Origin of the sequence: Oceanotoga sp., from assembly GCF_030445905.1 — a bacterium.
Classification (GTDB): Bacteria; Thermotogota; Thermotogae; order Petrotogales; family Petrotogaceae; genus Oceanotoga; species Oceanotoga teriensis.
Genome location: NZ_JASUSU010000025.1, coordinates 14,194 through 37,452 on the forward strand (window position 1 = coordinate 14,194; position 23,259 = coordinate 37,452).

The following is a 23,259-nucleotide window of genomic DNA, read 5'->3' on the forward strand; positions in this document are numbered from 1 at the left end:
CTATATCTCTATTTCGATACCAATTGGACAATGATCTGATCCCATTATTTCATCTAAATGATAAGCGTTTTTTAGATTATTTTTTATAGTTTCGCTTATAAAAAAATAATCTATTCTCCAACCAACATTTCTTTCTCTTGCTTTTGTTTTATAATCCCACCAAGAGTATTGATCTTCTTTTTTATTAAAAACTCTAAAAGCATCTAAAAAACCACTTTCTAAAAGTTTATCTATCCATTCTCTTTCTTCTATAAGAAACCCTGAAGTGTTACTATTTTCTTTGGGCCTTGCTAAATCTATTTCTTTATGTGCGGTATTTACATCTCCACATATTATTATATTTGGTTGAGTTTTTTTATATTCTTCTAAATAATCTAACAAATAATAATAAAAATCCATTTTATATTTCAGTCTTTCATCATTTGCTTTTCCATTTGGAAAGTATATATTGAATAATGAAAAATTGTCAAATTCTGTTATTAAAGTTCTTCCTTCAGAATCAAATATTTTATTATCCATTCCAAATTTTATATTTTTAGGTTCTTTTTTTGTAAAAGTTGATACTCCACTATATCCTTTCCTTTCGGCAGAGAAAAAATATTTTTTGTAATCACCAAAATTTATGAGTTTTTTTGGTAATTGATCTTCCATAGCTTTTATTTCTTGTATGGATAAAATATCTGGCTCATATTTTTTAATAAAGTCCAATAAATTTTTTTTATATATAGCTCTAATACCATTTACATTCCAAGATATCAGTTTCATAAAAACACCTCTCTTATGGTTTGTATTTTTTAATAATTTCTTCAGCTACTCTTATACCATCAACAGCGGAAGAAGTTATGCCACCCGCATATCCAGCTCCTTCGCCAGCAGGATAAAGACCTTTTAAAGATTCTAAATTTTTATTTCTAATTATAGTTATAGGAGATGAGCTTCTCGTTTCAAAACCAGTTAATACAGAGTATTTATAATCAAACCCTTTCAATTTGTTTCCCATATTGATTATACCTTCTTTTAAACTTTCTGATATAAAATTCGGAATATTTTCATTTAAATTTTTAAAATAATATCCAGGAGTATAAGAAGGTTCTATATTTTTTATTTTTTTTGAAACTTTATTATTTAAGAAGTCTTCTAATAATTGTACTGGTGCAAAATATGGTTTATTTGGATTGAAAGATGAATATTCTATTTTTCTTTGCATGAACATACCTGCCAATGGATGAGCTGAGTTAAAATCTTCTGTGTTTATATTAACAAGAACTGCTGAATTAGAGTTTTTATTATTTCTCAAATATTTACTCATTCCATTTGTTACTATAGAATTTTTTTCAGATTGAGATGCAATTACATATCCACCAGGACACATACAAAATGTATAAACAGCTCTATTTTGTTTCGTTCTATAAGATAATTTATAATCTGCAGCTCCCAATTTTGAATCATTTTTAAATTTTCCATATTGAGATTCATTTATTAAATCTTGATCATGTTCAATTCTAATTCCCATTGAAAAAGGTTTTTGATGTATTTCTATATTATTTTTTAAAAGCATTTCAAATGTATCTCTTGATGAATGCCCTATTGATAATATTATATTATTACTATATAGTTTTTCATTATTGTTTATTATTACTCCCATTATTTCAGAATTTTTTATAATTAAATCAGTTACATTAGAATCAAAATAATATTTTCCACCAAGTTTTTCTATTTTGTTTCTTATATTTTCTACAACTATTTTTAAAATATCTGTACCTATATGGGGCTTATTTAAATACAGTATTTCTTTTGGTGCACCAGCTTCACAGAATTCCTCTAATACTTTTTTTATTCTACTATTCTTATCTTTTATTAAAGTAGTTAATTTACCATCAGAGAAAGTTCCAGCTCCACCTTCACCAAATTGAACATTACTTTTTTCATTAAATATTCCATTATTCCAAAAATTTTTAACATCTTTGCTTCGAGTTTTAATATCTTTTCCTCTTTCAAGTATTATTGGATTAAAACCATTTTCGGCAAGGATTAATCCTGTAAACATTCCAGCCGGACCACTGCCGACGATTATTGGTTTATTGGGAATTTTTTCTTTTCCATATTCTGGAACTGAATAATTTTTTTCTTCATACTTTGAATATTTTTTAGAGTTTTCATTTTTTAATTTTAAAGCTAGATTGTATTCAAAAAATATCATTCTTTTTTTGCTTCTGGCATCTATAGATTTTTTTAATATGATATATTTTTCTATATTATTTTTTTTGATCCCATAGTTTATTTCTATTCCATTTAATAATTCTTCTTCAGTATGATTATATGCCATTCTCAGATTATTAATTTGTATCATTTTTATCCCTTCTCATAATATTATTTCCCACTATATATCCTGATGTCCAAGCCCATTGAAGATTATATCCGCCACAATCACCATCGATATCTAATATTTCGCCACATATATAAAGATTTTTAATTTTTTTACTTTCAAAATTTATTTCGTTTATTTCATTTAAATTTATTCCACCAGTTGTCACTTGCGATTCTTTCCAACCTTTTGTACCATTTATATTTATGTTAAAATTTTTGATAGAATTAATAATTTTATTTCTATCAGATCTTTTTAATTGATTTAGAGGTATATTATGTATATTGTTTATCTGTAATATTATATTTATCAATTTAAAATGTATAATTCCTATTAGAGAATCACTTATTTTTAAATTGGGATTCAATCTTGTTTGATTTATTAAATAATTATTTATTTCATCTTTATCTATATTTTGAGCCAAATCTATTTTTATTATATAATTTTTTTCTGGTTTTATAAATCTACTTATTTGCATAGAAGGTATACCAGATAATCCATAGTCTGTAAATAGTATTTCACCATTTTTTTCTATTATTTTTATGTTTTTATGATCAAACAATGAAGCATTACCTTTAACTCGAACACCTTTTAATTGAGGTAGAAAATAATCATTAGATATCAATTGAACAAGTGCTGGTCTCTGTGTTTTGAACGTATGTCCAAGTTTTATCAATTCAGAATTTATAGAACCATCCGATCCCAATGCAGGGTAAGATTTTCCGCCTGCTGCGATTATTAAAATATCAGATTCATATTTATCATTCAATATGAATTTATTTTTTAAGATATCTATTTTGAATATTTTTGTTTTTGTATATATTTTTATATTTAATCTATTTAATTCATTTTCTAAACTTTTTACTATAGACAAGGAGTTTTCAGTTATAGGGTATATTCTTCCATCTATTTCTCGCGGATATACTCCTATAGATTTAAAAAAAGATATTGTTGATTTATCATCAAATATTTGTAATGAATTTTTTATTAATTCTTTATTTTTACAATAAAAAAATGTTTCATCCATTTTTTTATTTGTATAATTACACTTTCCATTACCTGTTGCAAGTATTTTTTTACCGATATTTTTCATTTTTTCAAATATATTGACTTCATGACCATTTTTAGCGGCATTTATTGCCGCAATAATTCCTGATGCTCCACCACCAACTATATTTACAATCATTAAAAACACCTCATAATTTTAAATCTTTTATATTTTTCATTTTTAATTATCTTCTTAAATATTTACAAATAAAGGTTTTTGTGGTATAATAAATTCTGTAATTTATTCGAAAGCTCTCATAGTTCAACGGATAGAACGGAGGATTCCTAATCCTCAAATGCAAGTTCGATTCTTGCTGGGAGCACCAATAAAACCGTTCTTTTTGGAACGGTTTTTTAAATTAAAAGAGGCTTATTTAGCCTCTTCATATTCTTTGTTGTTGAAAATGTTTTATGATTCCTTCAGTATTTACAGATATAACATCTATTTGGACATCTTCAAAATCGAGTTCTCTATGAGTATTTATAAAGATTTCGCCCACCTTGGATATTTTAATTATTTTTTTTCTGTTTACCCTATATGCGGGATCACCAAATTTATTAGTTCCACCTTTGACTTCTATCAGTATTAAAGTTTTGTTTTTCATAGCTATTATATCGATTTCGCCTATTTTTGTCGTATAATTTAGTTCCAAGATTTTGTATTTTTCTTTTTTTAGATATTCGAAAGCTATTTTTTCATATTTTTTTCCTAAATTGTTCATGTTTTAATTATGAATTCCTGGAACTTTTAGATATTTCTCATTTTTTTCAGGGAAACTGTTTATTATGTCATCGCTTTTAAATTTTTCGGGAATATCTTCATGAGTTATTGATTTTAATTCGTCTTTTATTGGTGAAAAAAGTTCCTCTTCATCTGAAACATCGATATTGTCTAAAAGAGACATATAGTTTAAAAGATTGTTCAGATCATTTTTAATTATGATTTCTTCATTGTCTTTTAATTCGATATTGGATAATTTTTCGAGTTTTTTTATTAATTCATTATCAATCTTTATCATTTTTTACCTCCAATTATTTAATAAGATAGATCTACAATTATTTTATCATCATCAAATTTCAAATTCTTTAAAACTATATTTTTACTAATAATATTTTCTGGAACATTTATAAATATTCTGTTTTTATTTATAATGATATTTTTGGGTAAATCTTTTAAATTTATTTTATCTATTGGTATATTATGAGAAAATTCATATACTCCATTTAAAGAGTAAGGAAATTTTTCAAGAGTTAAAAAGAATTTGAACATTATTACTTTTACTTCTATGGTATTATTCATAAATTTAAATTTAGTAGATTTATCAAATAACATTTTTATTATCTTTGATGAATTATCTTTTAAAACTCCAGAAAGAATTTTTTTTGAAGTGTTAGAATCAATTTCAAAATGAGCAGGCAAAATTATTCCTCCCTATAATTTAATTCTAAAATAAATGAGCCATTTTCTACTTCAAAACTATCTATTTTTAGTGATTTTAAAGTTGAATTTATTACAGGATTTATATCAACTTTATTTAGATCTATGGAAATATAATTATCTTCAGACGAAAAAGCTTGAGTGAATTTAGAGGCTATATCAAAAACCCCTTCTAATATTTTTCTTATTCCAGTATCTCCTGAAAGTTCTAATTTTAATATTCCAGATTTTAGATCTTCGGGTTTATCTACAATTTTTAATAAAGTATCAAATTTCATATATTTTTTAAGAATTTCTACTTCTACTTGAAAATGAATACCTTCGTTTTTCAATTCAACATTTAAATTTTTAAGTCCTTTTATAGTTGTATTCGATTCTATTATTTTATCAACAAGTCCATTTATAAAACTTTCATCTACTTTTATTTTCATTCCACCCATAAAAAAACCTCCTCATTAATAAATTTATTTTTAGTACATATATATTTATTATACAACATATAATTAATATAAAAAAATTTTTGAAGTTTAAAAATTAAATTAAATTTATTGTAATTTTTATATCAATATGTTAAAATCTAAAGCTTATTTTTAATACTGATATTTTTTATATTAAAAGGAGGATATTTATGAAGATAGGAGTTATAAGTGATATACATGGTTCATCTTTTTATCTTGAAAAAGCTTTGAATAGTATTGGTGATGTTGATAAATATTTTATTTTAGGAGATTTTTTATATCATGGTGCAAGAAATGATTTGCCATATAAATATGAACCTAAAGTTTGTATAGAAATTTTAAATAAATTAAATTATAATTATGTTACTGGAAATTGTGATTCTCAAATAGATCATTATGTTTTGAATCTACCAGAACCAAAATATATGAGCTTTGAAAGTTATGGTAAGTTCAATTTAATGTTGACTCATGGTTGGACACCTACGATAGAAGAAGCTATTAAAATTTCAAATGAAAGAAATATGGATATTTTAATACATGGACATACGCATATTTCAAAGATAGAAAAGAAAGAAAATATTTTGATATTTAATCCTGGTTCTGTGTCTATTCCAAAGGAACAGACACCTAAAAGTTGTGGCATTTTAGAAATTTTTGATAATAAAATAAAATTAAATCTTATTGATATAGAAAATAATAATTATTATGATTCTTTTGAATTAAAAAAATGAACGGGGGATTTTAATGGATAGCTTGCGGATTTTTTTACTCTTACCTTTTTTTAGTGTTTTTACTCAAGTTGGTATAGCTTCATCTTTTACACAAATTAAAGAAATTTTTAATTCTGAATTTTTTGCAAGTACTTTTATAGCTATAACGCCACTTGTATCAATGATAATAGGACCATTATGGGGAAAATTCCTATCAAAATATGGTGAAAAAAGAACATACTCTATATCTTTATTTTTTTGGGGTATAATTGTTATGTTGATATCTTTTTTTCTATATAATCCTATTTTGAGTATAATTTTAAGAGCTGTTCAAGGCTTTTTTGATCCAGTTTTTTATAATATATCTCTTACGGGAGTATCCAAATCATCTTTAAATATAAAAAATAAATCTAAATTTTATGGTTATATAGAAATTATGGGCAGTCTTGGAGCTATATTAGGACCTTTGATATTGGGAAGTTTTTTTATATATTATCCTAAACAATTTCTTTTTTTATTATCTATTATTGTCTTATTTTATTTATTTTTTACTTTTAAAAAAATAAAGAATTTTGAAGTTGATGTATTAAACAAAAAAGAACCTAAAAAATTTTCTTTATTAATACTATTAGCAACTTTTTATGGTATTTCTGTTTTAATATCTATAGTTGCTTTACAAGTAGTCTTACCTATATATGTTGAACAAATATACGAAAATGCTATTTTGGGAAAAGTAATAGCTTCTTTATTTTCGGTTGGTCTTATGATAGGTAATTTTGCTAAGCATAAATTAATAGGAATTAAAAAAATTATGCCTATATTCACAGGAATTATATTATTTATTTCATATCTTTTCATAGATAATCCCATTATATTTTTATCTATTTTATTTATAGGAGGTATTTTTTTGGGACTATCTCTTACTATGAGCAGTGAATACGCGTCTGTTTTATCTAAAGGGTTTGAAAATACTGGAATGTCATTTTTTTCTTCTTTGAGGATAAGCGGAAATATTTTTGGACCTTATTTAGCAGCTATGGCAATACCAAATTTGTTTATATTACTTTCAGCTTTAACTATAGTTTCAACTGGATTATTATTTTCTGAAAAAGATTAAAAGAGGTGAATTTTATGGAAGAATTGAAGGGTGCAACTTCTTTACTGCTATCTTATTATGACGTTTTAATTACTTCAATATGGGTTTTGTTACCAATAGCTATATTTCTTACTTTTTTTGCTAAGTTATCATCAAAAATTTCTATATTTTTTATAGGTTTTTTTGGAGCATATTCATTTTTGATTCCATATCTTTTGAAATTAGAACAAATTAGAAATTTAATAGATCAATATTCCGATTATAAATTTGTTATATATTTAATAGTAAGTTTTGTTTTTGGAATGATATTTTATAGCATAGTGAAGCTTGCAATGTCTATAGGAGGACTTTTGCTTGGAGGTTTTTTAGGATATAATATAGGAACATTTTTAATTACAAAGGATAGTAAATGGTTAAAAGATATTCCAATAAATTCTGAATATATACCATGGATTTTCTTTGCGATTATTGGTATTATACTTGCTCTAATAATTTCAAAAAATTATGAAAAAATAATATCAGGATTATCTGTTATATTTGGTGCTTTTTTGATGTCTTTTTATACTTTTTATATTCTTGAAACCTATGCAGGTTTAAAAATAGGAAATAATGATATAGCTATTGGTATGAATAAACTTTCAAATCAAGAGTTTTTTGCAATGTTTATAGTATTTATAATTTATATGGTTATAGGATTTTATTCTATGAGAGTGACATCTAAAAAATTTGATTAGAAAGGAATTTTTAAATGGAAAATCTTTTAAATGAATTAAATGAAATAAAACCAATTATAAAAATTGATGTTGAAAATAGATTTAAAGAATTTGAGGATTTGGGAGAAAATGGAGATTCTTTGGACTTATTTTCAGAACTTAGTTTTTGTGTAATGACGGCAAATTGGACATCGAAAGGTGGTATAAAAGCACAAACTTATATAGGAAAAGAAGGATTTGCTCATCTAAGTTATGAAGATTTGAATAAGAAAATGAAAGAAGTAGGACATAGATTTCCAAACACAAGAACTAAGTACATAATTGAAAACAGATGGATTATTCCAGAATTGAAAAATATGCTAAAAAATAATAATCCATTTGAAATTAGAAAATATATAGCTAAGAATGTCAAAGGGATTGGATGGAAAGAAGCCAGCCATTTTCTTAGAAATACAGGAGAAAAAAATTTAGCTATTTTAGATAAGCATATAATGAGAATAATGTTAAAATCGAATCTTATAAATGAGCTACCTAAATCTGGTTGGAATGAAAAAAAATATATAAATATGGAACAAAGACTTATACCTTTATCAAAAAAATTTGGAGAAGATATGGGAAAATTAGATTTATATCTTTGGTATTTAGCAAAAGGAAGCATAGATAAATAACTTTATTTTAACAAAAAATAAAAAAAATAATGCTAAAATTTTTTTGAAGGGAGGTAAGTATCAATGCCTATTTATAGATATAGATGTACCAAATGCGGACATGAATTCACTACCATACATTCTATGAATGAAAGACCTGATATAAAATGTGAAGAATGTGGTGAAAAAGCAGAAAGAGTTATAGGAAATGTTGGGATTTCATTCAAAGGTAGCGGATACTATATAAACGACTCCAAGAAGAGTTCAGCTGCTAAATAATGTTAACGAAACCGAAATAAGTTTTTCTTGACAAAATTTTATCTGTGCTGTATAATTAAACACGGATTGGGTAAATGGGCCATTAGCTCAGTTGGTAGAGCGGCTGACTCTTAATCAGTAGGCCGCAGGTTCGAATCCTGCATGGCCCACCATATAATTTCAATTTAAAGTGGAAGTCACCCGTAACGTTGAACTTCCCACCCCGGGCATAAAGCCGTCAGAGGTAATCAATTTAGATATAATATAAGCCTTATATACAATAATACGGGTGACGTTTTCGTCACCCGTATTTTATTTATAAATCAAAGGATGGTGATTTCTTATAAGCGATAAGAATAAAGTTATTAGGAATGAAAAGATAAAAGTTCCTAAAGTACTGTTGATCGACGCTGAAGGTGAAAAATTGGGCGTAACTCCTACAAAAGAAGCTTTAATAAAAGCAAGAGAAGCTGGACTCGATTTAGTTTTGGTTGCACCAACTGCTAAGCCACCTGTTGCTAAGATTATGGACCTGGGTAAATATCTTTATGAGAAAGAAAAAAGAGAGAAAGAAGCTAAAAAAAATCAGAAAAAGCAAGTTGTTAAAGAGATGAAATTTAGACTTAGAATCGATGATCATGATTTTGATACTAAGGTCAGAAAGATAAATGATTTTTTGAAAGAAGGTCAAAAAGTTAGAGCAGTAATAATGTTTTTGGGTAGAGATATTATGTTCAAAGACAAAGGAAAAGAGTTAATTGATAGAATTATTGAAGAAACTTCTGAATATGGAAAATTATCTAGACCTGCTAAAATGGTTGGAAGAGATATGGACATATTCCTTGAACCAATAAAAGCTGAAAATAATTAAGGCTCAATTAAAGGAGGAAGCAATATGGCAAAGATAAAAATTAAAACAAAAAGTGCTGCAAAAAAAAGATATAAAGTTACCGGTTCTGGAAAAGTTGTAAGACATAGAAGTCATACTGGACATAATACAGGTAAAAAAACAAATTCAAAAATGAGAAGATTGAAGAGACCAGTTGAAATTAATGCATCATTCGAAAAAGAAGCTAAAAGAATATTAGGACTAAGATAATAGAAGGGAGAGGTACTGATGAGAGTAAAAAGAGCTGTTAACGCAAGAAAAAAGAGAAAGAAGATATTAAAAGCAGCTAAAGGTTATAGAGGTGCTTTAAGTAGAAGATATACATTAGCTAAAGAACAATATTTAAGAAATGGAAATTTTGAATATGCTGATAGAAAAAAGAAAAAGAGAAATTACAGAAGATTATGGGTTACAAGAATAAATGCAGCAGCAAGAATGGAAGGCATGAAATATAATGAATTAATTCATGGTTTGAAATTAGCTAATGTTAATATAAATAGAAAAATGTTAGCTGAAATAGCAGCTACAGATATGGAATCTTTTAAAGAATACGTAAATATAGCAAAAGAAGCATTAAAAGTATAAAATAACTCTCTGTTTTTTAACAGAGAGTTATTCTTTTTATTTTCCACCGATACTCATATTTTTTATCAAAGTTGTTGAACCTGCAATGGATCCCATATATTTAAAATCGGAACCAATTTCTTCTATATTTTCTAAGAGTTCTGATAAAGTTCCAGCAAGTGTCATACCTCTGAAACTTTTAGTGAATTCTCCATTTTCAATCAATTGACCGCTAATTTGAATTGAGAATCTTCCTGATATAGGATCAGCGGTGTGTAATCCCATCATTTGTGTTATATATAAAGCTTTTTCTTTATTTATTATATTTTTTCTTGTACTTGTTGACATGAGATGCATATTTATTGTAGAAATTATTGGAATTCCAGAATTAGATGAAGCAAAAGCATTTCCTGTTGGTTTCATTCCGAGTTTTTTTGCAGAATAAAGATTATGAGCGAAATTTTTAAGAACACCTTTTTCTATAAAATTAAATCTTGAAGTATTTATTCCTTCATTATCATATGATTGCATTATTGGGGCAGAACCATTCATAGGATCATGCAATAAGGTAACTTTTTTTGAAGCAATTTGTTTTTCAAGTTTACCCCCCAAAAATGATTTTCCTTTATAAACACTTTCGCCAGATAATGGAGTTGATAATACACTCAACAACATAGCGCTTGCAAAAGGAGAAAGAATTATATCATATCTTCCAGAATTTAAAAGAGTTGAATTTAAACCACTTAGGGCTTTTTCACAAGCATTTTTTGCAATTCTATCCAAGTTAATATTTCTTATGCTAGATTGTACATCAAAATCGAAACCCATGGATGAATCTTCTTCATAAATAGCTGCTAAAGTTATTGAAGCTTCTGCAACTGTAAAATAAGATTGCTTAAAAACTTTATTTGAATTAACAAAATAATTTCTTATAGTAGAAGTTTCTACAGAAGATCCTCTTACAAATTTTATTTTATCATCTAAAGATAAAGCTTTTTTCTCAAGTTCTTTAGCCATTTCAATGATATCATTTAATTCAATTTCAGCAGTTGTTTTATCATAAGTCCAGTCCATAAATTCAAAATCTTTTTGATCTGAAATTATATTTCCAGAATCTTCTTCGGAAAATTCATTCATTTCAATAGCTTTTTCAATAGCTTCTTTTATACCTTCTTCAGTTATTATATTAGTAGTTGAAGTACTTTTCTTTCCATCTTTATTTATCAATTTTATTCCTGCTGTACCTTTTTCTCCTTCGGATAATTCTTCCAATTTTTGATTAGAAAAAGAAGCTTTTTTTTCTTTACTTATGAAAACATTTATTTGTACATCAAATCCTTTTTGTTTAGTATTTTCACAGATATTTAAAAGTATATCCTTCATCATTTGTCTCCTCCTTTTACAACTCCACCTACAACCATTTTAGGTATTCTTACTGTTGGTTGGGCATCAGAAACAGGAGCACCTTGACCATCTTTTCCACATGTTCCTACTGCAAAGCCTAAATCATTTCCCACCATATCTATGCTTTGTAATACTTTTAGTCCATTACCAACGAGAGAAGCTCCTCTTATTGCTTTTGTAAGCTTTCCATTTTCTATTAAATAACCTTCACTTATTCCAAATTGGAAATCTCCAGATATTACATCTACTTGTCCACCACCCATTTTTTTTACGAAGATGCCATTTTCCACAGATTTTAAAATTTCATCTGGGTCATCTTTTCCAGGGGCTATTAAAGTATTTCTCATTCTAACTATAGGCAAATGCATATAAGTTTCTCTTCTACCATTACCAGTAGGTTCAACGCCAAATTTTTTAGCTGTAATTCTTGAATGCATATAACCTTTTAACACACCGTTTTCTATTAATACTGTTTTTTCTGTTTTATTACATTCATCATCATAATTCAAAGTTCCTCTTTTATTAGGTAATGTTCCATCATCGATGACGGTTATTTTTTCAGAAGCTATTTTTTTACCAACTTTGTCTCTATAAACAGATCCTGAAAGTACTAAATCAGCTTCCATTCCATGTCCACAAGCCTCATGAACCATAGTACCACCTGCTTCGGCTGATAAAATAACAGTAAACTCTCCTGCCGGAGCATCCTCGCCTTCTAATTGAACAATAGCTTGATTACAAGCTTCTTTAGAAGCTTTTATTATCATTTCATCTGTAAAAAATTCAAATCCTTTATTTTCAGAATTTCCAGATAATCCTGTAAACATTTCATCATTTTCATTTTTGGCTATTGTTACGACATAAAAAATAGGATAATTTCTTATATCTTCTACAATTTTACCTTCTGAATTTATTATTTTTACTTTTCTTTGAGTATCGCCATATCTTACTGTAATTTGTTTTATTCTTGAATCATACTCTTTACAAGTGTTTACAGCTAAGTTTATTTTTTCAATTTTTTGATTCATACCAATATCATTAAAATTAATATCATAATCATTGAGACCTCTATCTTCAAGCTTTTCAAAATTTTCAATTTTAATATTATTTTTTTTAAACATAGAAGAGGCACTTTTAGATAAATTTTCAGATAATTGCAATAAATTTTCATAATTTGGATTATTTGTATGAGCAAATATAGTCTCATCACCATCTACAACTCTTAAACTGGCACCCTTTCTGCTTGAAAAATTAGATCCTTCAAATTTCCCATTATCATATATTATGAAGTTTGAATAAACTTCTTCGAAAAAAATTTCGGCATATTCTCCACCATTGCTTAAAGCTTTGTTTAGAATATCCGAATACTCTTCATGAGATAAATTCAATTTTATCCCTCCTTAATTAGTTTATATAACTTATTAAAATTATACTATTCAATAAATTAAAAATCAAACTAATAAATATATAAATAAAAATATTATAATATATAATATAAACTTTATAATATTGGGAGGAATTAAAATGAAAAAATTTTTTTTAGTTTTTTATATTATTTTTGTTTTTATATTTGCTTTTTCATCAACCTTTGACCTGTTTTTACAAAAAGGGGATATTTTAAATTTTAAAAATTTAAAATATGATGATTTAAATAAAATACCATCTGCATATTATAAAAATAATGAATTTTTTTTTAGAGCTGGTGGAAGTAAAAACTTTTATACATTTAATCTTGGCGAAGATACATGGAATATCACAATAAAACCGACTAAAGATTCTACAATATTATTTTATGATGAAAACACTTCAGAAAAAAATATTTATAATCAAAAAATTTTTATTGAAGAATTAAAAAAAGCTAAAAAGTATATTTATATGAGTATTTATGATATAGATAATATAGAGATAGTTCAAACATTAAAAGATCTTTCTAGAGATGGAATATATATAAAAATAGTTTTAGAATCACAAAATCAAAATACTTATTCAAGTATGCTTGAAAAAGAAGATAATATAGAACTCAAATATGATTCTAATTATGCATTAATGCATAATAAATTTATAATAATAGATGGATATTGTCTCATAACGGGAAGTACAAATCTAACAAATAATGGGTTGAATTATAATTCAAATAATATGATATTTATATATAATAATGATTTAATAGAAAATTATATTCTTGAATTTGAAGAACAATTTTATGATGAATTATTTGGTAAAAAAAATAATGGTAAAAAATTAAATAATAAATTTGATTTTAATAGTGGGTATATAGAATCTTATTTTACACCAGAGGATAATCTTAAGCAAAGAATAATAGATCTTATAAATAGTTCAGAAAAGAATATATATGTTATGATATTTACTTTTACAGATAAAGAAATAGCAGATGCTTTAATTAAAGCTAAAAATAGGGGGGTAGAAGTTAAAGTAATAATGGAAAATTTTCAAGCTGGTTCAAAGTGGTCTACTTGGGAACAATTAAAATCTGAAAATGTAGAAGTTATAGTAGATAAAAATTCAAAAGTATTTCATCATAAAGTTATTATTTTTGATGAAAAAAAAGTTTTAACTGGTTCTTTTAATTTTACTAATTCTGCACAAAACAAGAATGATGAAAATTCTATTATAATACATAGTTCAGAAATTTCAGAAGAATATATTAAAGAATTTAAAAGATATTGGAATATTTACAATTTGTAATTAGAATACATTCACATTTTAATACAATAGAAATCTATAAAAGTGTATAATTACCCTTGTTTTATCATTAAACATATATGAAAGATGGGAGGGTAATAATTTGAAAGGAAGCTCTATTAAGATTGAGAATCTTAATAAAATTTATTATGAAGACGATTTTGTTGCTTTGGATGATGTAAACCTTGAAATTAAGTCTGGAGAAATTTTTTCTTTATTAGGACCTTCAGGTTGTGGGAAAACAACCCTTTTAAGAATGATAGGAGGATTTTTAGAGCCAACCAACGGACATATATATATGGATGGTGAAGATCTTTTGAAGCTTCCTCCAAATAAAAGAAAAGTGAATACTATATTTCAAAATTATGCATTATTTCCACATTTAAATGTATATGAAAATATTGCTTTTCCATTGAGATTAAAAAAAATGAATGAAAAAGATATAGATTTTGCAGTAAAAAAATACTTAGACTTAGTAAAATTGAATGAACATATAAATAAAAAACCAAATCAATTATCTGGAGGACAAAAACAAAGAGTTGCGATAGCCAGAGCACTCGTGAATGAACCTAAAATATTACTTCTTGATGAACCTTTAAGCGCACTTGATGCTCAGTTAAGACAACATATGTTATTAGAGCTAGATGCAATACATGATGAAGTTGGAATAACTTTTATATTTGTTACTCATGATCAACAAGAAGCATTATCCGTATCTGATAGAATTGCAGTTATGAATAATGGAAAAGTACAACAGATAGGAACATCTTATGAAATATATGAAATGCCTTCTAATTCATTTGTTGCTAATTTCATAGGAGAAACAAATTTTTTTACAGGTATAGTTAAGGATATAAATGGAAATTGTGCTGAGATAGAAGTTAAAGATCTTGGTAATTTAAAAGTTTATTTAGATAAAAAAATAAATATAAATGAAAAAGTTAGAGTAACTATAAGACCAGAAAAAATAAGAATTACTAAAGAAAAACCTTTAAGTTTAACGGATGATTTTAATGTTTTAAATGGTACAGTTGATAAAATGATATATAAAGGATTTCAAACTAAATATTATATTAAAATAAATGATAAATTTACTTTTAATGTTCAAAAACAACATGCAAAATATATTATTGATGAAGGAATAATTGATTGGTATGAAGATGTTTATATATGGTGGGATATGAATGATGGTTATATAGTGGAGGTAGATTTATGAAAAAAAAATATGGAATAACTTATATAACTCCATTTATATTATGGACAACTTTATTTTTTATACTTCCAACCACTATTATATTTATATATAGTTTTTTAAAAAAAGCACTTTATGGTGGGGTTGATTGGCAATTAAGTTTTAAAGCATATATAGATTTGTTTGATATTTCACTTTTAAAAATATTTTTAAATACATCATTTGTTGCTATAGTTTCAACAATAATAACTATTTTTTTTGCAATACCAAGTGCTTATTACATAGCAAGAAGTAATCATAAAGATAAATTAATATTTTTTATAATAATACCATTTTGGACCAATTTTTTGGTTAGAATATATTCATGGATTGCTATTTTGGGGAATAATGGACTATTAAATCAAATATTATTGAAGTTTGGAATAATAGATGATTATTTGATGTTTCTATATAATAATGGATCTATAATAACTGTAATGGTTTACACGTATTTACCATATGCAATACTGCCACTATTTTCGACGATAGAAAAATTTGATTTTTCATTACTCGAAGCAGCGAGAGATCTTGGGGCTACTAAAAGCGAAAGTATTTTTAAAGTTTTTTTGCCAAATATAAAAACTGGTATATATACAGCTATGATATTTACTTTTATACCTGCATTTGGAAATTATGCTATACCTCAACTCGTTGGTGGGATAAATTCAATGATGATTGGTAATGTGATATCAAGAGAACTAATGATAACAAGAAATTGGCCTCTTGCTTCTGCTATCTCAGTTTTTATAACTATAATAACTGTATCAGGTATATTAATATTTATGAATAAAAATGATAAAAAGAAGAAAGTGGTATTATGAAAAAAGAGAGAAGAATATTTTCCCTTATTATATTGATAATAACTTTTATATTCTTTTATACACCTATAATAACTCTTTTAATTTATTCTTTTAATTCATCTAAAAGTATGCATTGGAATGGATTTTCTTTAAAATGGTATAAAGAACTTTTTACCAATTCTGGTGAAATCTGGAAGGCATTTTTTAATTCCATTACAATAGCTATAACTTCAGCTTTATTTTCAACGATTATAGGTACAATAGCTGCAATAGGCTTAAAATGGCATTCTTTAAAGAATAAAAATGTAATTCAAAAAATTTCTTATGTTTCTCTAGTCATGCCAGATATCATCGTTGGAGTTTCATTATTAATTTTATTTGGAGTATTAAAGATGAGATTGGGTTTATTTACGATATTTATAGCTCATACTACATTTAACATTCCCTATGTATTATTTATCGCTTTATCGGCCATGGAAGATATAGATTATTCATTAATAGAAGCATCTTATGATTTAGGAGCAACAGAAATTCAGGCTTTAACTAAAGTTATGATGCCTGTTTTAAAACCCGCTATAATATCATCGATATTGATGACTGTAACACTTTCTATAGATGATTTTGTAATAACTTTTTTTGTTTCTGGACCAGGCTCGACAACATTACCATTACAAATATATTCAATGATCAGATTTGGAGTATCACCGGTTATAAATGCATTATCCGTAGTTATGATATTTGGAACGATTATATTGGCTGTATCTACCAGAAGATTTTTTAAATATTTATTTTAAGGAAAGGGATTTAGATGAAAATAAAATGGGTGATGACATTATTAATTCTTATATCATTTGGTTTGATAATTACTTTAAATCTTATAGATAATAAAGAAAAATTATATATTTTCAATTGGTCTTATTATATTCCAAATGAAGTTCTTAGAGAATTTGAAAAAGAATATGATGTTAAAGTAATTTACGATGTTTTTGCATCAAATGAAGAAATGTTTGCAAAAATAATGATAACAGGCGGAGTAGGGTATGATATAGTATTTCCTTCTGGAGATTATACTTCTATAATGATAAAGTTAGATTTACTTGAGAAATTGGATAAAGAAAAAATACCGAATATGAAATATTTAGATAATGAAGTTTTAAAGAAGATTAAGTATGATGAAGGTTTGTTTTATTCAGTTCCATATGTTTTAGGTGCAGCAGGAATAGCAGTTAATAAAACATATGTAAAAAACTATGAAAAAGATTGGGATATATTTCTTGATGAAAGATATAAAAATAGAATGACAATGCTCGATGATATGAGAGAAGTTTTGGGAGCAGCATTAAAAACTTTGGATTATTCAGTTAATACAAAGGATAAAAGACAATTAGAAGAAGCCGCAAATCTTGTAAACAAATGGAAGGAAAATATTTTAAAATTTGATGCAGAATCTTTTGCAAAGGGATTCTCAACTGGAGAATTTTGGATAGTTCAAGGCTATGCAGAAAATATATTTTTAGAACTTGAAGAAAATATGAGAGAAAATATAGATTATTTTATACCTAAAAGTGGTGGAGCAATGTATATGGATTCAATGGTTATGTTAAAAAGTTCAAAAAACAAAGAACTTGGATATAAATTTTTAAATTTTATACAAAGACCTGATATATATGCAAAAATAGTAGATTATTTAGAATTGCCTTCTATAAATATAAAATCAAGAGAAATTAGAGAAATAACACCTAAATATTCAATAGCAGATCTTAAAAACAATGAATTCAAAGAAGATTTAGGAGAAAACGTTGAAATATATAATCAAATCTGGCAAAAAATAAAATTAAATTAAAGAACAAAACTGGAATAATATTGAGTATAAAAAATACTTGATTTATTCCGGTTTTTATTTTTTACTTAAATTGAATAAATCTTTAAAGAGTATAAGTTAATATTATAATGAAAATAAAATAAAATAAACAGAGGTGATTATGTGTCAAAGTATAAAATGGTTGCTTTAGATCTCGATGGAACACTTTTAAACAATAAGTCTGAAATATCACAAAAAAATATAGAAATATTGAGATCTCTTCATAAAGATGGTATAGAAATTATAATAGCAACGGGAAGAACATTTTTAACTTCCAAGCAATATGGAAAAATATTAGATCTTCCAATACATATGATATGTTCTAATGGTGCTATTATAAAAGACTTAAAAGAAGAAAAATCAATTTATTCTAAGTCTATAAAGATTGAAGAAACAGAAAAACTTTTAAAATTTGGTATACAAAATAAAATAAATGTAACTGTTTATGAAGATAGTATTATTTATTTAAATGAAAAATCTGATTTTCTTGTAAATCTTTTTCAACAATATGAAATTCCTCATATGATATCAAAAAATCTTATAAATAAAATAGAAAGAGATCCTCAGATGGTAATATTTAGGGATTATATGGATAATATAGCACATCTTGAAAAATTTATAAAAGAAGAAGGAATGTCATTATCATTAACTCATTCAACACCTCATTCCGTAGAAATAATGGCAGATGGAGTTAATAAATATTCTGGTGTATCTTATTATGCAAAAATGAAAGGAATAAAAAATGAAGAAATAATAACGATGGGAAATAGTATGAATGATTATGAAATGTTAAAATATAGTGGGCTTGGCATAGCCATGAAAAATTCAGATGAATTATTATTAGAAAAATTTTCGAATTTATCAGAAAAAGACAATGACGAAAATGGGGTTTATGAAGAACTTTACAAAATTTTTTATAATTAATCCGACACAGTTAAGTGTCGGATTTTTTTGGATTTACTATTATAGTTTTATAGTTTTTATAAAGCCACATTCCGGGTTTGGAACCTTTTGGTTTCCAAACATTATCTCTTGTTGTGAAGTCTACAGGAACATTATAAGACATTTTAGCTTTTGAAAATGAAGCTTCTAATGAAGCTGCATATTCTATAACATCGTCAGGAACAATCTTTCCAGCAGATTTTATTATTGCATGTGAACCTGGAATATTATGTGTATGTAACCAAATATCTTCTTTAGAAGCATTTCTTGTCAATTCATCATTTTGCTTATTATTTTTTCCTATGAATATATCAAAATCTTTAAATTTAAAAGTTTTAAAAGAGATCTTATTATTTTTTCTTTTTAACTTCTTATCTTTTTTTAACAGACCTTCTTCAAACATTTCTTCGCGTATATCTGATAAATTATCTATGTCTTCTGATTCTTCAATTGTTAATAGTAATTGATAAAGATAATCGAGAATATTTTCAGTTTTACGCAATCTCTTTTTCGAAATTATGACTCTAGTTTTTATTTTTTTTATTTTTTTAAAATAATTTTCAAGATTGGTAGAAGGATTTTTTAATGGATCGAGTTCTATTCTAAAAGTTTTTCCATTATTCCAATCTGAAACATCTATATAAGAGTCACCTCTTTTTGCTTTAAAAATATATGTTTGCAAAAGTTCTCCCTTATTTATCAAATCTTCTATATTTTTTTCCTCTGAAATATCATTTAAAAGCTTATATTTAAGATTTTCATTTTTATCTATTTCTTTAATTATTATTTTTTCTAAATCTTTTTTTAAATGTATAATTCTTGATTGATTTGATGAAAACTCAAATAATTTCAATATGGCTACCGAAGGATCAAGTAATTCAAAATCTTCTTTTATAGGTTTTATAGCTGATACATCATATTTATTATCTTCTTTAAAAAAATATAATTTATTATTTCCCAATGATTTCAAAGTTTTGTCTAAACCATTATATTTAAGAAATTTATAAGATTTTTTAGAAAAACCAACAAATAAATCATCTATATTAGAATGATCCAAGAGAAAATTTTTTTTAGAATCATCAAAGAATGGTACAAATTTAGCTCCTGGAAGAATAGTTCTAAGATTTTCATTATATTTTTTTAAAGCGTCTTCTATTTTATTTTCAGAGTTAACAAGTATTAAATTTGAATTTCTACCCATTAGTTCAAAATATAGTCTATATTTTTTTAAATCTCCTATTAAATTAAATCCTTCTAATTCTATATAACCTGTTCTATCCATAGATAATTGTACAATATTTTTTATTTTAAATCCTTTTATAGATTTTCTCAAATATTGAGAAAAATTCACAGGATTTTCAGGGACTTCGGGTTTATCTTTTAAAAGCATTATATAAGCAGGATTATTCAAAGAAAAAAGAATATTATTATTTCTAAGTTGAATAAGAACTTCAGAATTAATAGGTTGATAAATATTTCTTATACTACTTCCCAAACAATTTTCTTTTATTTCATTTATTAATTTATGAAAAACTAGTCCATCTAAAGGCATTTAATCATCTCCAATATTAATATAATATAATTATATCAAAAAATACATAGCAATATAAATTGTTTACTGTATAATTAAGATAAGAAAATAAAATTATAAAAAATATATTATAAATTATTTAGGAGGAAAAAAATGAAACCAAGTGATACAAAGTATTTATGTAAAAAAATAATGCAAGCAGATGAAATACCTCTTCTTTGGGGACATTTTGGAGTTGGGAAAACTGATATAGCTAAAGAAATTGCTGAAGAAACTGGAAGGAAATTAATAATATTGGTAATATCTCAAATGGAACCTGGAGATTTGATAGGTATGCCTTCAAGGGATGAAAGCAAAACTGTATTTTTGAAACCAGATTGGTGGCCTGAAGATGATAATGTTTTGATAATGATAGATGAAGTTAACAGAGCTCATAGATCTATAAGAAATGCAATAATGCAATTATTAATTGATAGAAGAATTCATAATCATATTTTACCTGAAGGAGTTTGGATAATGGGAGCTGCCAATCCTCCAGATGAAGAATATGATCAAGTTGATTTAATAACAGATCCAGCATTTATGTCAAGATTTTTTCATTTGATTTTAAATACAGAAACTAATGATTGGATAAATTGGGCAAATGAAAATAAATTGAATAAAAAATTAATTAGTTTTATAAATAATTATCCTGAATATCTATCTCCAGATAGTAGAGTATCTATGAGATTAAACTTGAGACCAAGTCCAAGAAGTTGGTATAAACTTTCAAAAGTTTTTGATAATTTTTCAGAAGAAGATATATCAAATTATGGATATATAACTGCTGCTTCTATAGTTGGAAGTGATGCAGCCAGAGCTATTTTGAATCATTATAATAATAAAAATAATATACCAACAGCAACAGAATTAATCATAGAAGGTAAAAATTATGAAAGAATAAATAAATTAACTTCAGAAGAAAAACTAAGTATTATATTGAGAATAAATAAATATTTTGAAAGTCTTGATGATTCAGAAATGCTTAAAATAATAGATAATTCTGAACATAAACTTATATCTAAAAATATAAAAGAGCTTTCTAACTATTTACCAAAAGACTCAATATTTTCAATACTCAGAAATTTAAATAAATTAGTAGAAGATAGTAAAGGCATAAGAAAAGCTTTTTATGATAAATTATTGGAAGAAGTTGCATTAACTCTTGGAGATGAAAGGTGGCTTGATGAAGTATAATGCAAGATATAGTTGAAAAAGCATGGATAGAACTTTCAAAAGAAAGTATATTTTTTTCTTATGCGAGAATGCGTTTTGACATGTTGAAAAGTGAGACTGTTAGAACTGTTAAATTGAGTATTACATCAAATGGAAATTTTAGACTTATTTATAATCCTAGAAGACTCAAAAGTAAGGGAATTAACTTTACAAAAGCGATAATAAAACATGAATTGTATCATATAATATTTGGTCATATATTTATTAAAATTAAAAATGAAAGACTTAAAGGCATATGGGATTTAGCTATGGACGCATCTATAAATCAATATATATATGAATTAGATGCTTTAGCAAAACCTTTAAATGTAATGCTTGGAGAAGGTCATGCACCAGATAATGAAATATTATTCGTAACTGCTCCAATAGACATGCCAGGAAAAACAGCTGAAGAGTATTTTCAGTACTGCTTGAAATTTTTTGAAGATAATAAAATAATAGATCTTGAAGAAATACAGGAACAAAGAGAAGAAACCGATTCACATGATTTTCAAATGGATGTTTCAGAAGAAATGGCTTTTGACATAGTCAGTGAATTTATTCAAGAGTCATATGATAAATCAAAAGGGGATATGCCAGAAGGTTTAGAAATAGCTGTAAAAATAATGACTAAAAAAAATAAATTTGATTGGAAAACAGTTTTAAGAAGGTTCTTTGGAAGCTCTGTAATAACAAACAAATATAGAAGCTTATTAAAACCAAATAGAAGATATGATGATCAACCTGGTTGGGTTAGTCAAAGAGGACCTAATGTTTGTGTTATTTTAGATACTTCTGGATCTATAATCGAAGAAGAATATGATATGTTTTTTTCTGAGATTGAAGATATATCAAAAGTTCAAGGTGGAAAGATAAAATTAATACAAGCCGATAAAAAAGTACAATCAATTTCTGAATATAATAAAGGAAATTGGAAAGATTTAACTTTGAAAGGTAGTGGTTCAACAGATTTACAGCCAGCTGTTGATTATGTGGAAAAGAATATAAGACCAGAAGGAATAATTATATTTACTGATGGATGGGTAGAAGTACCCGCTATAAGTAGAAGAGTTTTATTTGTGCTTTCTAAAAAGTATAATAATGATTTTTATAATGAAGTAATATCATATTATGGAAAACAAAGTATAATCAACTTTTAAAGCCTGTAATTATTTTTATTACAGGCTTTCATACAAAAAGAAATCATCAAACACATTAAGAGGTGGAAATATGTAAGGAAAGGGAGGAATAAATGTAACAAAAAAGAAATTGACAGGAGATAGAGAAATGTGATAGTATATACTTCGGCTGGCTGAGAAGCCGGAGAAATAAATGCTGTTTGAAAAGT

The 23,259-nt window shown here is 25.8% G+C and carries 26 protein-coding genes and 2 tRNA genes; 18 read left to right on the plus strand and 10 right to left on the minus strand.

From position 1 onward, the window contains the following. Genes xth through PWP28_RS08385 form a run of 3 tightly spaced genes read right to left on the minus strand, consistent with a single transcriptional unit; the run spans position 1 to position 3,551 of the window. Positions 1 to 765 carry an exodeoxyribonuclease III gene (gene xth, locus PWP28_RS08375; protein ID WP_109606240.1) on the minus strand — a complete coding sequence of 255 codons (765 nt, stop codon included), beginning with the start codon at positions 763 to 765 and terminating at the stop codon, positions 1 to 3. Positions 766 to 778: 13 nt separating this feature from the next. After that, positions 779 to 2,350 (minus strand): FAD-dependent protein, encoded by a 1,572-nt coding sequence (locus tag PWP28_RS08380; protein ID WP_308644571.1) that lies wholly within the window; start codon positions 2,348 to 2,350, stop codon positions 779 to 781. Further along, complete coding sequence (locus PWP28_RS08385; RefSeq protein ID WP_264149742.1) at positions 2,337 to 3,551, minus strand: aminoacetone oxidase family FAD-binding enzyme; 1,215 nt, start codon at positions 3,549 to 3,551, stop codon at positions 2,337 to 2,339. The genes PWP28_RS08380 and PWP28_RS08385 overlap by 14 nt, the downstream gene beginning before the upstream one ends. Positions 3,552 to 3,663: 112 nt before the next feature. Between PWP28_RS08385 and PWP28_RS08390 the strand changes: the two genes are divergently transcribed. After that, positions 3,664 to 3,738 (plus strand) — tRNA-Arg (locus PWP28_RS08390). A gap of 57 nt (positions 3,739 to 3,795) precedes the next feature. Here PWP28_RS08390 and PWP28_RS08395 read toward each other — a convergent pair. The 4 genes from PWP28_RS08395 to PWP28_RS08410 are packed head-to-tail and all read right to left on the minus strand — an operon-like array spanning position 3,796 to position 5,290. Further along, positions 3,796 to 4,134: a YraN family protein gene (locus PWP28_RS08395; RefSeq protein WP_109606234.1), complete on the minus strand. Its 339-nt coding sequence runs from the start codon at positions 4,132 to 4,134 to the stop codon at positions 3,796 to 3,798. A 3-nt stretch (positions 4,135 to 4,137) separates the two neighbouring features. Further along, positions 4,138 to 4,431 carry an Asp-tRNA(Asn)/Glu-tRNA(Gln) amidotransferase subunit GatC gene (gene gatC, locus PWP28_RS08400; protein WP_308644572.1) on the minus strand — a complete coding sequence of 98 codons (294 nt, stop codon included), beginning with the start codon at positions 4,429 to 4,431 and terminating at the stop codon, positions 4,138 to 4,140. Between the two features lie 17 nt (positions 4,432 to 4,448). Further along, on the minus strand, positions 4,449 to 4,832 hold the full coding sequence (locus tag PWP28_RS08405; RefSeq protein ID WP_109606231.1) for a hypothetical protein: 384 nt from the start codon (positions 4,830 to 4,832) through the stop codon (positions 4,449 to 4,451). 2 nt (positions 4,833 to 4,834) lie between these two features. After that, on the minus strand, positions 4,835 to 5,290 hold the full coding sequence (locus PWP28_RS08410) for a hypothetical protein (protein WP_109606229.1): 456 nt from the start codon (positions 5,288 to 5,290) through the stop codon (positions 4,835 to 4,837). Positions 5,291 to 5,478: 188 nt separating this feature from the next. On the opposite strand from PWP28_RS08410, the gene yfcE reads away from it, so the two are divergent. The 9 genes from yfcE to rplT all read left to right on the plus strand — a co-directional run bounded on the left by yfcE (position 5,479) and on the right by rplT (position 10,206). Then, entirely contained in the window at positions 5,479 to 6,039 is a 561-nt protein-coding gene (yfcE, locus tag PWP28_RS08415) for a phosphodiesterase (RefSeq protein ID WP_264149743.1), read from the plus strand. A 13-nt stretch (positions 6,040 to 6,052) separates the two neighbouring features. Next, entirely contained in the window at positions 6,053 to 7,135 is a 1,083-nt protein-coding gene (locus PWP28_RS08420; protein ID WP_109606225.1) for an MFS transporter, read from the plus strand. A 14-nt stretch (positions 7,136 to 7,149) separates the two neighbouring features. After that, complete coding sequence (locus tag PWP28_RS08425; RefSeq protein WP_109606223.1) at positions 7,150 to 7,848, plus strand: hypothetical protein; 699 nt, start codon at positions 7,150 to 7,152, stop codon at positions 7,846 to 7,848. A 14-nt stretch (positions 7,849 to 7,862) separates the two neighbouring features. Beyond that, positions 7,863 to 8,495, plus strand: a complete 633-nt coding sequence (locus PWP28_RS08430; protein ID WP_109606220.1) for an N-glycosylase/DNA lyase — start codon at positions 7,863 to 7,865, stop codon at positions 8,493 to 8,495. 63 nt (positions 8,496 to 8,558) lie between these two features. Next, the gene (locus tag PWP28_RS08435) at positions 8,559 to 8,753 is read left to right on the plus strand and encodes an FmdB family zinc ribbon protein (RefSeq protein WP_109606218.1); all 195 of its coding nucleotides are present in this window, start codon (positions 8,559 to 8,561) and stop codon (positions 8,751 to 8,753) included. A gap of 76 nt (positions 8,754 to 8,829) precedes the next feature. Continuing rightward, a tRNA-Lys gene (locus PWP28_RS08440) sits at positions 8,830 to 8,905 on the plus strand. Positions 8,906 to 9,096: 191 nt separating this feature from the next. After that, positions 9,097 to 9,603, plus strand: coding sequence for a translation initiation factor IF-3 (gene infC, locus PWP28_RS08445; protein ID WP_305082079.1), 507 nt, complete (start codon positions 9,097 to 9,099; stop codon positions 9,601 to 9,603). A 24-nt stretch (positions 9,604 to 9,627) separates the two neighbouring features. Further along, positions 9,628 to 9,831, plus strand: coding sequence for a 50S ribosomal protein L35 (gene rpmI / locus PWP28_RS08450; RefSeq protein WP_109606214.1), 204 nt, complete (start codon positions 9,628 to 9,630; stop codon positions 9,829 to 9,831). Positions 9,832 to 9,849: 18 nt separating this feature from the next. Next, complete coding sequence (rplT, locus tag PWP28_RS08455) at positions 9,850 to 10,206, plus strand: 50S ribosomal protein L20 (protein WP_109606211.1); 357 nt, start codon at positions 9,850 to 9,852, stop codon at positions 10,204 to 10,206. A gap of 36 nt (positions 10,207 to 10,242) precedes the next feature. Here rplT and PWP28_RS08460 read toward each other — a convergent pair whose 3' ends face one another. Together PWP28_RS08460 and PWP28_RS08465 are read right to left on the minus strand one after the other, a co-directional pair. Next, positions 10,243 to 11,571: a TldD/PmbA family protein gene (locus PWP28_RS08460; protein WP_109606209.1), complete on the minus strand. Its 1,329-nt coding sequence runs from the start codon at positions 11,569 to 11,571 to the stop codon at positions 10,243 to 10,245. Continuing rightward, the gene (locus PWP28_RS08465; RefSeq protein WP_158274900.1) at positions 11,568 to 12,977 is read right to left on the minus strand and encodes a TldD/PmbA family protein; all 1,410 of its coding nucleotides are present in this window, start codon (positions 12,975 to 12,977) and stop codon (positions 11,568 to 11,570) included. The genes PWP28_RS08460 and PWP28_RS08465 overlap by 4 nt, the downstream gene beginning before the upstream one ends. 136 nt (positions 12,978 to 13,113) lie before the next feature. Here PWP28_RS08465 and PWP28_RS08470 point away from each other — a divergent pair, with 136 nt between their 5' ends. From PWP28_RS08470 to PWP28_RS08495, 6 genes are all read left to right on the plus strand, one after another. Continuing rightward, entirely contained in the window at positions 13,114 to 14,295 is a 1,182-nt protein-coding gene (locus tag PWP28_RS08470; RefSeq protein WP_109606205.1) for a phospholipase D-like domain-containing protein, read from the plus strand. A gap of 100 nt (positions 14,296 to 14,395) precedes the next feature. Continuing rightward, positions 14,396 to 15,508 (plus strand): ABC transporter ATP-binding protein, encoded by a 1,113-nt coding sequence (locus PWP28_RS08475; protein WP_308644573.1) that lies wholly within the window; start codon positions 14,396 to 14,398, stop codon positions 15,506 to 15,508. After that, positions 15,505 to 16,344, plus strand: coding sequence for an ABC transporter permease (locus tag PWP28_RS08480; RefSeq protein WP_305082077.1), 840 nt, complete (start codon positions 15,505 to 15,507; stop codon positions 16,342 to 16,344). The genes PWP28_RS08475 and PWP28_RS08480 overlap by 4 nt, the downstream gene beginning before the upstream one ends. Beyond that, positions 16,341 to 17,117, plus strand: a complete 777-nt coding sequence (locus tag PWP28_RS08485; protein WP_109606200.1) for an ABC transporter permease — start codon at positions 16,341 to 16,343, stop codon at positions 17,115 to 17,117. Before PWP28_RS08480 ends, PWP28_RS08485 begins: the two co-directional genes overlap by 4 nt. 14 nt (positions 17,118 to 17,131) lie before the next feature. After that, entirely contained in the window at positions 17,132 to 18,166 is a 1,035-nt protein-coding gene (locus PWP28_RS08490) for an extracellular solute-binding protein (RefSeq protein ID WP_109606198.1), read from the plus strand. A 141-nt stretch (positions 18,167 to 18,307) separates the two neighbouring features. After that, positions 18,308 to 19,108 carry a Cof-type HAD-IIB family hydrolase gene (locus PWP28_RS08495; RefSeq protein ID WP_308644574.1) on the plus strand — a complete coding sequence of 267 codons (801 nt, stop codon included), beginning with the start codon at positions 18,308 to 18,310 and terminating at the stop codon, positions 19,106 to 19,108. Between the two features lie 10 nt (positions 19,109 to 19,118). Here PWP28_RS08495 and PWP28_RS08500 read toward each other — a convergent pair whose 3' ends face one another. Further along, the gene (locus PWP28_RS08500) at positions 19,119 to 20,678 is read right to left on the minus strand and encodes an NFACT family protein (protein WP_109606193.1); all 1,560 of its coding nucleotides are present in this window, start codon (positions 20,676 to 20,678) and stop codon (positions 19,119 to 19,121) included. Between the two features lie 132 nt (positions 20,679 to 20,810). Between PWP28_RS08500 and PWP28_RS08505 the strand changes: the two genes are divergently transcribed. Both PWP28_RS08505 and PWP28_RS08510 read left to right on the plus strand, forming a co-directional pair. Then, a complete protein-coding gene (locus PWP28_RS08505) occupies positions 20,811 to 21,893 on the plus strand; it encodes an AAA family ATPase (protein WP_109606742.1) in 1,083 nt (360 codons plus the stop codon). Continuing rightward, entirely contained in the window at positions 21,893 to 23,071 is a 1,179-nt protein-coding gene (locus PWP28_RS08510) for a VWA-like domain-containing protein (protein ID WP_109606740.1), read from the plus strand. Before PWP28_RS08505 ends, PWP28_RS08510 begins: the two co-directional genes overlap by 1 nt. Positions 23,072 to 23,259 lie beyond the last annotated feature (188 nt).

Coding starts and splice junctions, on each gene's coding strand:
- xth (WP_109606240.1), bottom strand. CDS start 765: ATGAAACTGATATCTTGGAATGTAAATGGTATTAGAGCTATATATAAA.
- PWP28_RS08380 (WP_308644571.1), bottom strand. CDS start 2,350: ATGATACAAATTAATAATCTGAGAATGGCATATAATCATACTGAAGAA.
- PWP28_RS08385 (WP_264149742.1), bottom strand. CDS start 3,551: ATGATTGTAAATATAGTTGGTGGTGGAGCATCAGGAATTATTGCGGCA.
- PWP28_RS08395 (WP_109606234.1), bottom strand. CDS start 4,134: ATGAACAATTTAGGAAAAAAATATGAAAAAATAGCTTTCGAATATCTA.
- gatC (WP_308644572.1), bottom strand. CDS start 4,431: ATGATAAAGATTGATAATGAATTAATAAAAAAACTCGAAAAATTATCC.
- PWP28_RS08410 (WP_109606229.1), bottom strand. CDS start 5,290: ATGGGTGGAATGAAAATAAAAGTAGATGAAAGTTTTATAAATGGACTT.
- yfcE (WP_264149743.1), top strand. CDS start 5,479: ATGAAGATAGGAGTTATAAGTGATATACATGGTTCATCTTTTTATCTT.
- PWP28_RS08420 (WP_109606225.1), top strand. CDS start 6,053: ATGGATAGCTTGCGGATTTTTTTACTCTTACCTTTTTTTAGTGTTTTT.
- PWP28_RS08425 (WP_109606223.1), top strand. CDS start 7,150: ATGGAAGAATTGAAGGGTGCAACTTCTTTACTGCTATCTTATTATGAC.
- PWP28_RS08430 (WP_109606220.1), top strand. CDS start 7,863: ATGGAAAATCTTTTAAATGAATTAAATGAAATAAAACCAATTATAAAA.
- PWP28_RS08435 (WP_109606218.1), top strand. CDS start 8,559: ATGCCTATTTATAGATATAGATGTACCAAATGCGGACATGAATTCACT.
- rpmI (WP_109606214.1), top strand. CDS start 9,628: ATGGCAAAGATAAAAATTAAAACAAAAAGTGCTGCAAAAAAAAGATAT.
- rplT (WP_109606211.1), top strand. CDS start 9,850: ATGAGAGTAAAAAGAGCTGTTAACGCAAGAAAAAAGAGAAAGAAGATA.
- PWP28_RS08460 (WP_109606209.1), bottom strand. CDS start 11,571: ATGATGAAGGATATACTTTTAAATATCTGTGAAAATACTAAACAAAAA.
- PWP28_RS08470 (WP_109606205.1), top strand. CDS start 13,114: ATGAAAAAATTTTTTTTAGTTTTTTATATTATTTTTGTTTTTATATTT.
- PWP28_RS08480 (WP_305082077.1), top strand. CDS start 15,505: ATGAAAAAAAAATATGGAATAACTTATATAACTCCATTTATATTATGG.
- PWP28_RS08485 (WP_109606200.1), top strand. CDS start 16,341: ATGAAAAAAGAGAGAAGAATATTTTCCCTTATTATATTGATAATAACT.
- PWP28_RS08490 (WP_109606198.1), top strand. CDS start 17,132: ATGAAAATAAAATGGGTGATGACATTATTAATTCTTATATCATTTGGT.
- PWP28_RS08500 (WP_109606193.1), bottom strand. CDS start 20,678: ATGCCTTTAGATGGACTAGTTTTTCATAAATTAATAAATGAAATAAAA.
- PWP28_RS08505 (WP_109606742.1), top strand. CDS start 20,811: ATGAAACCAAGTGATACAAAGTATTTATGTAAAAAAATAATGCAAGCA.
- PWP28_RS08510 (WP_109606740.1), top strand. CDS start 21,893: ATGCAAGATATAGTTGAAAAAGCATGGATAGAACTTTCAAAAGAAAGT.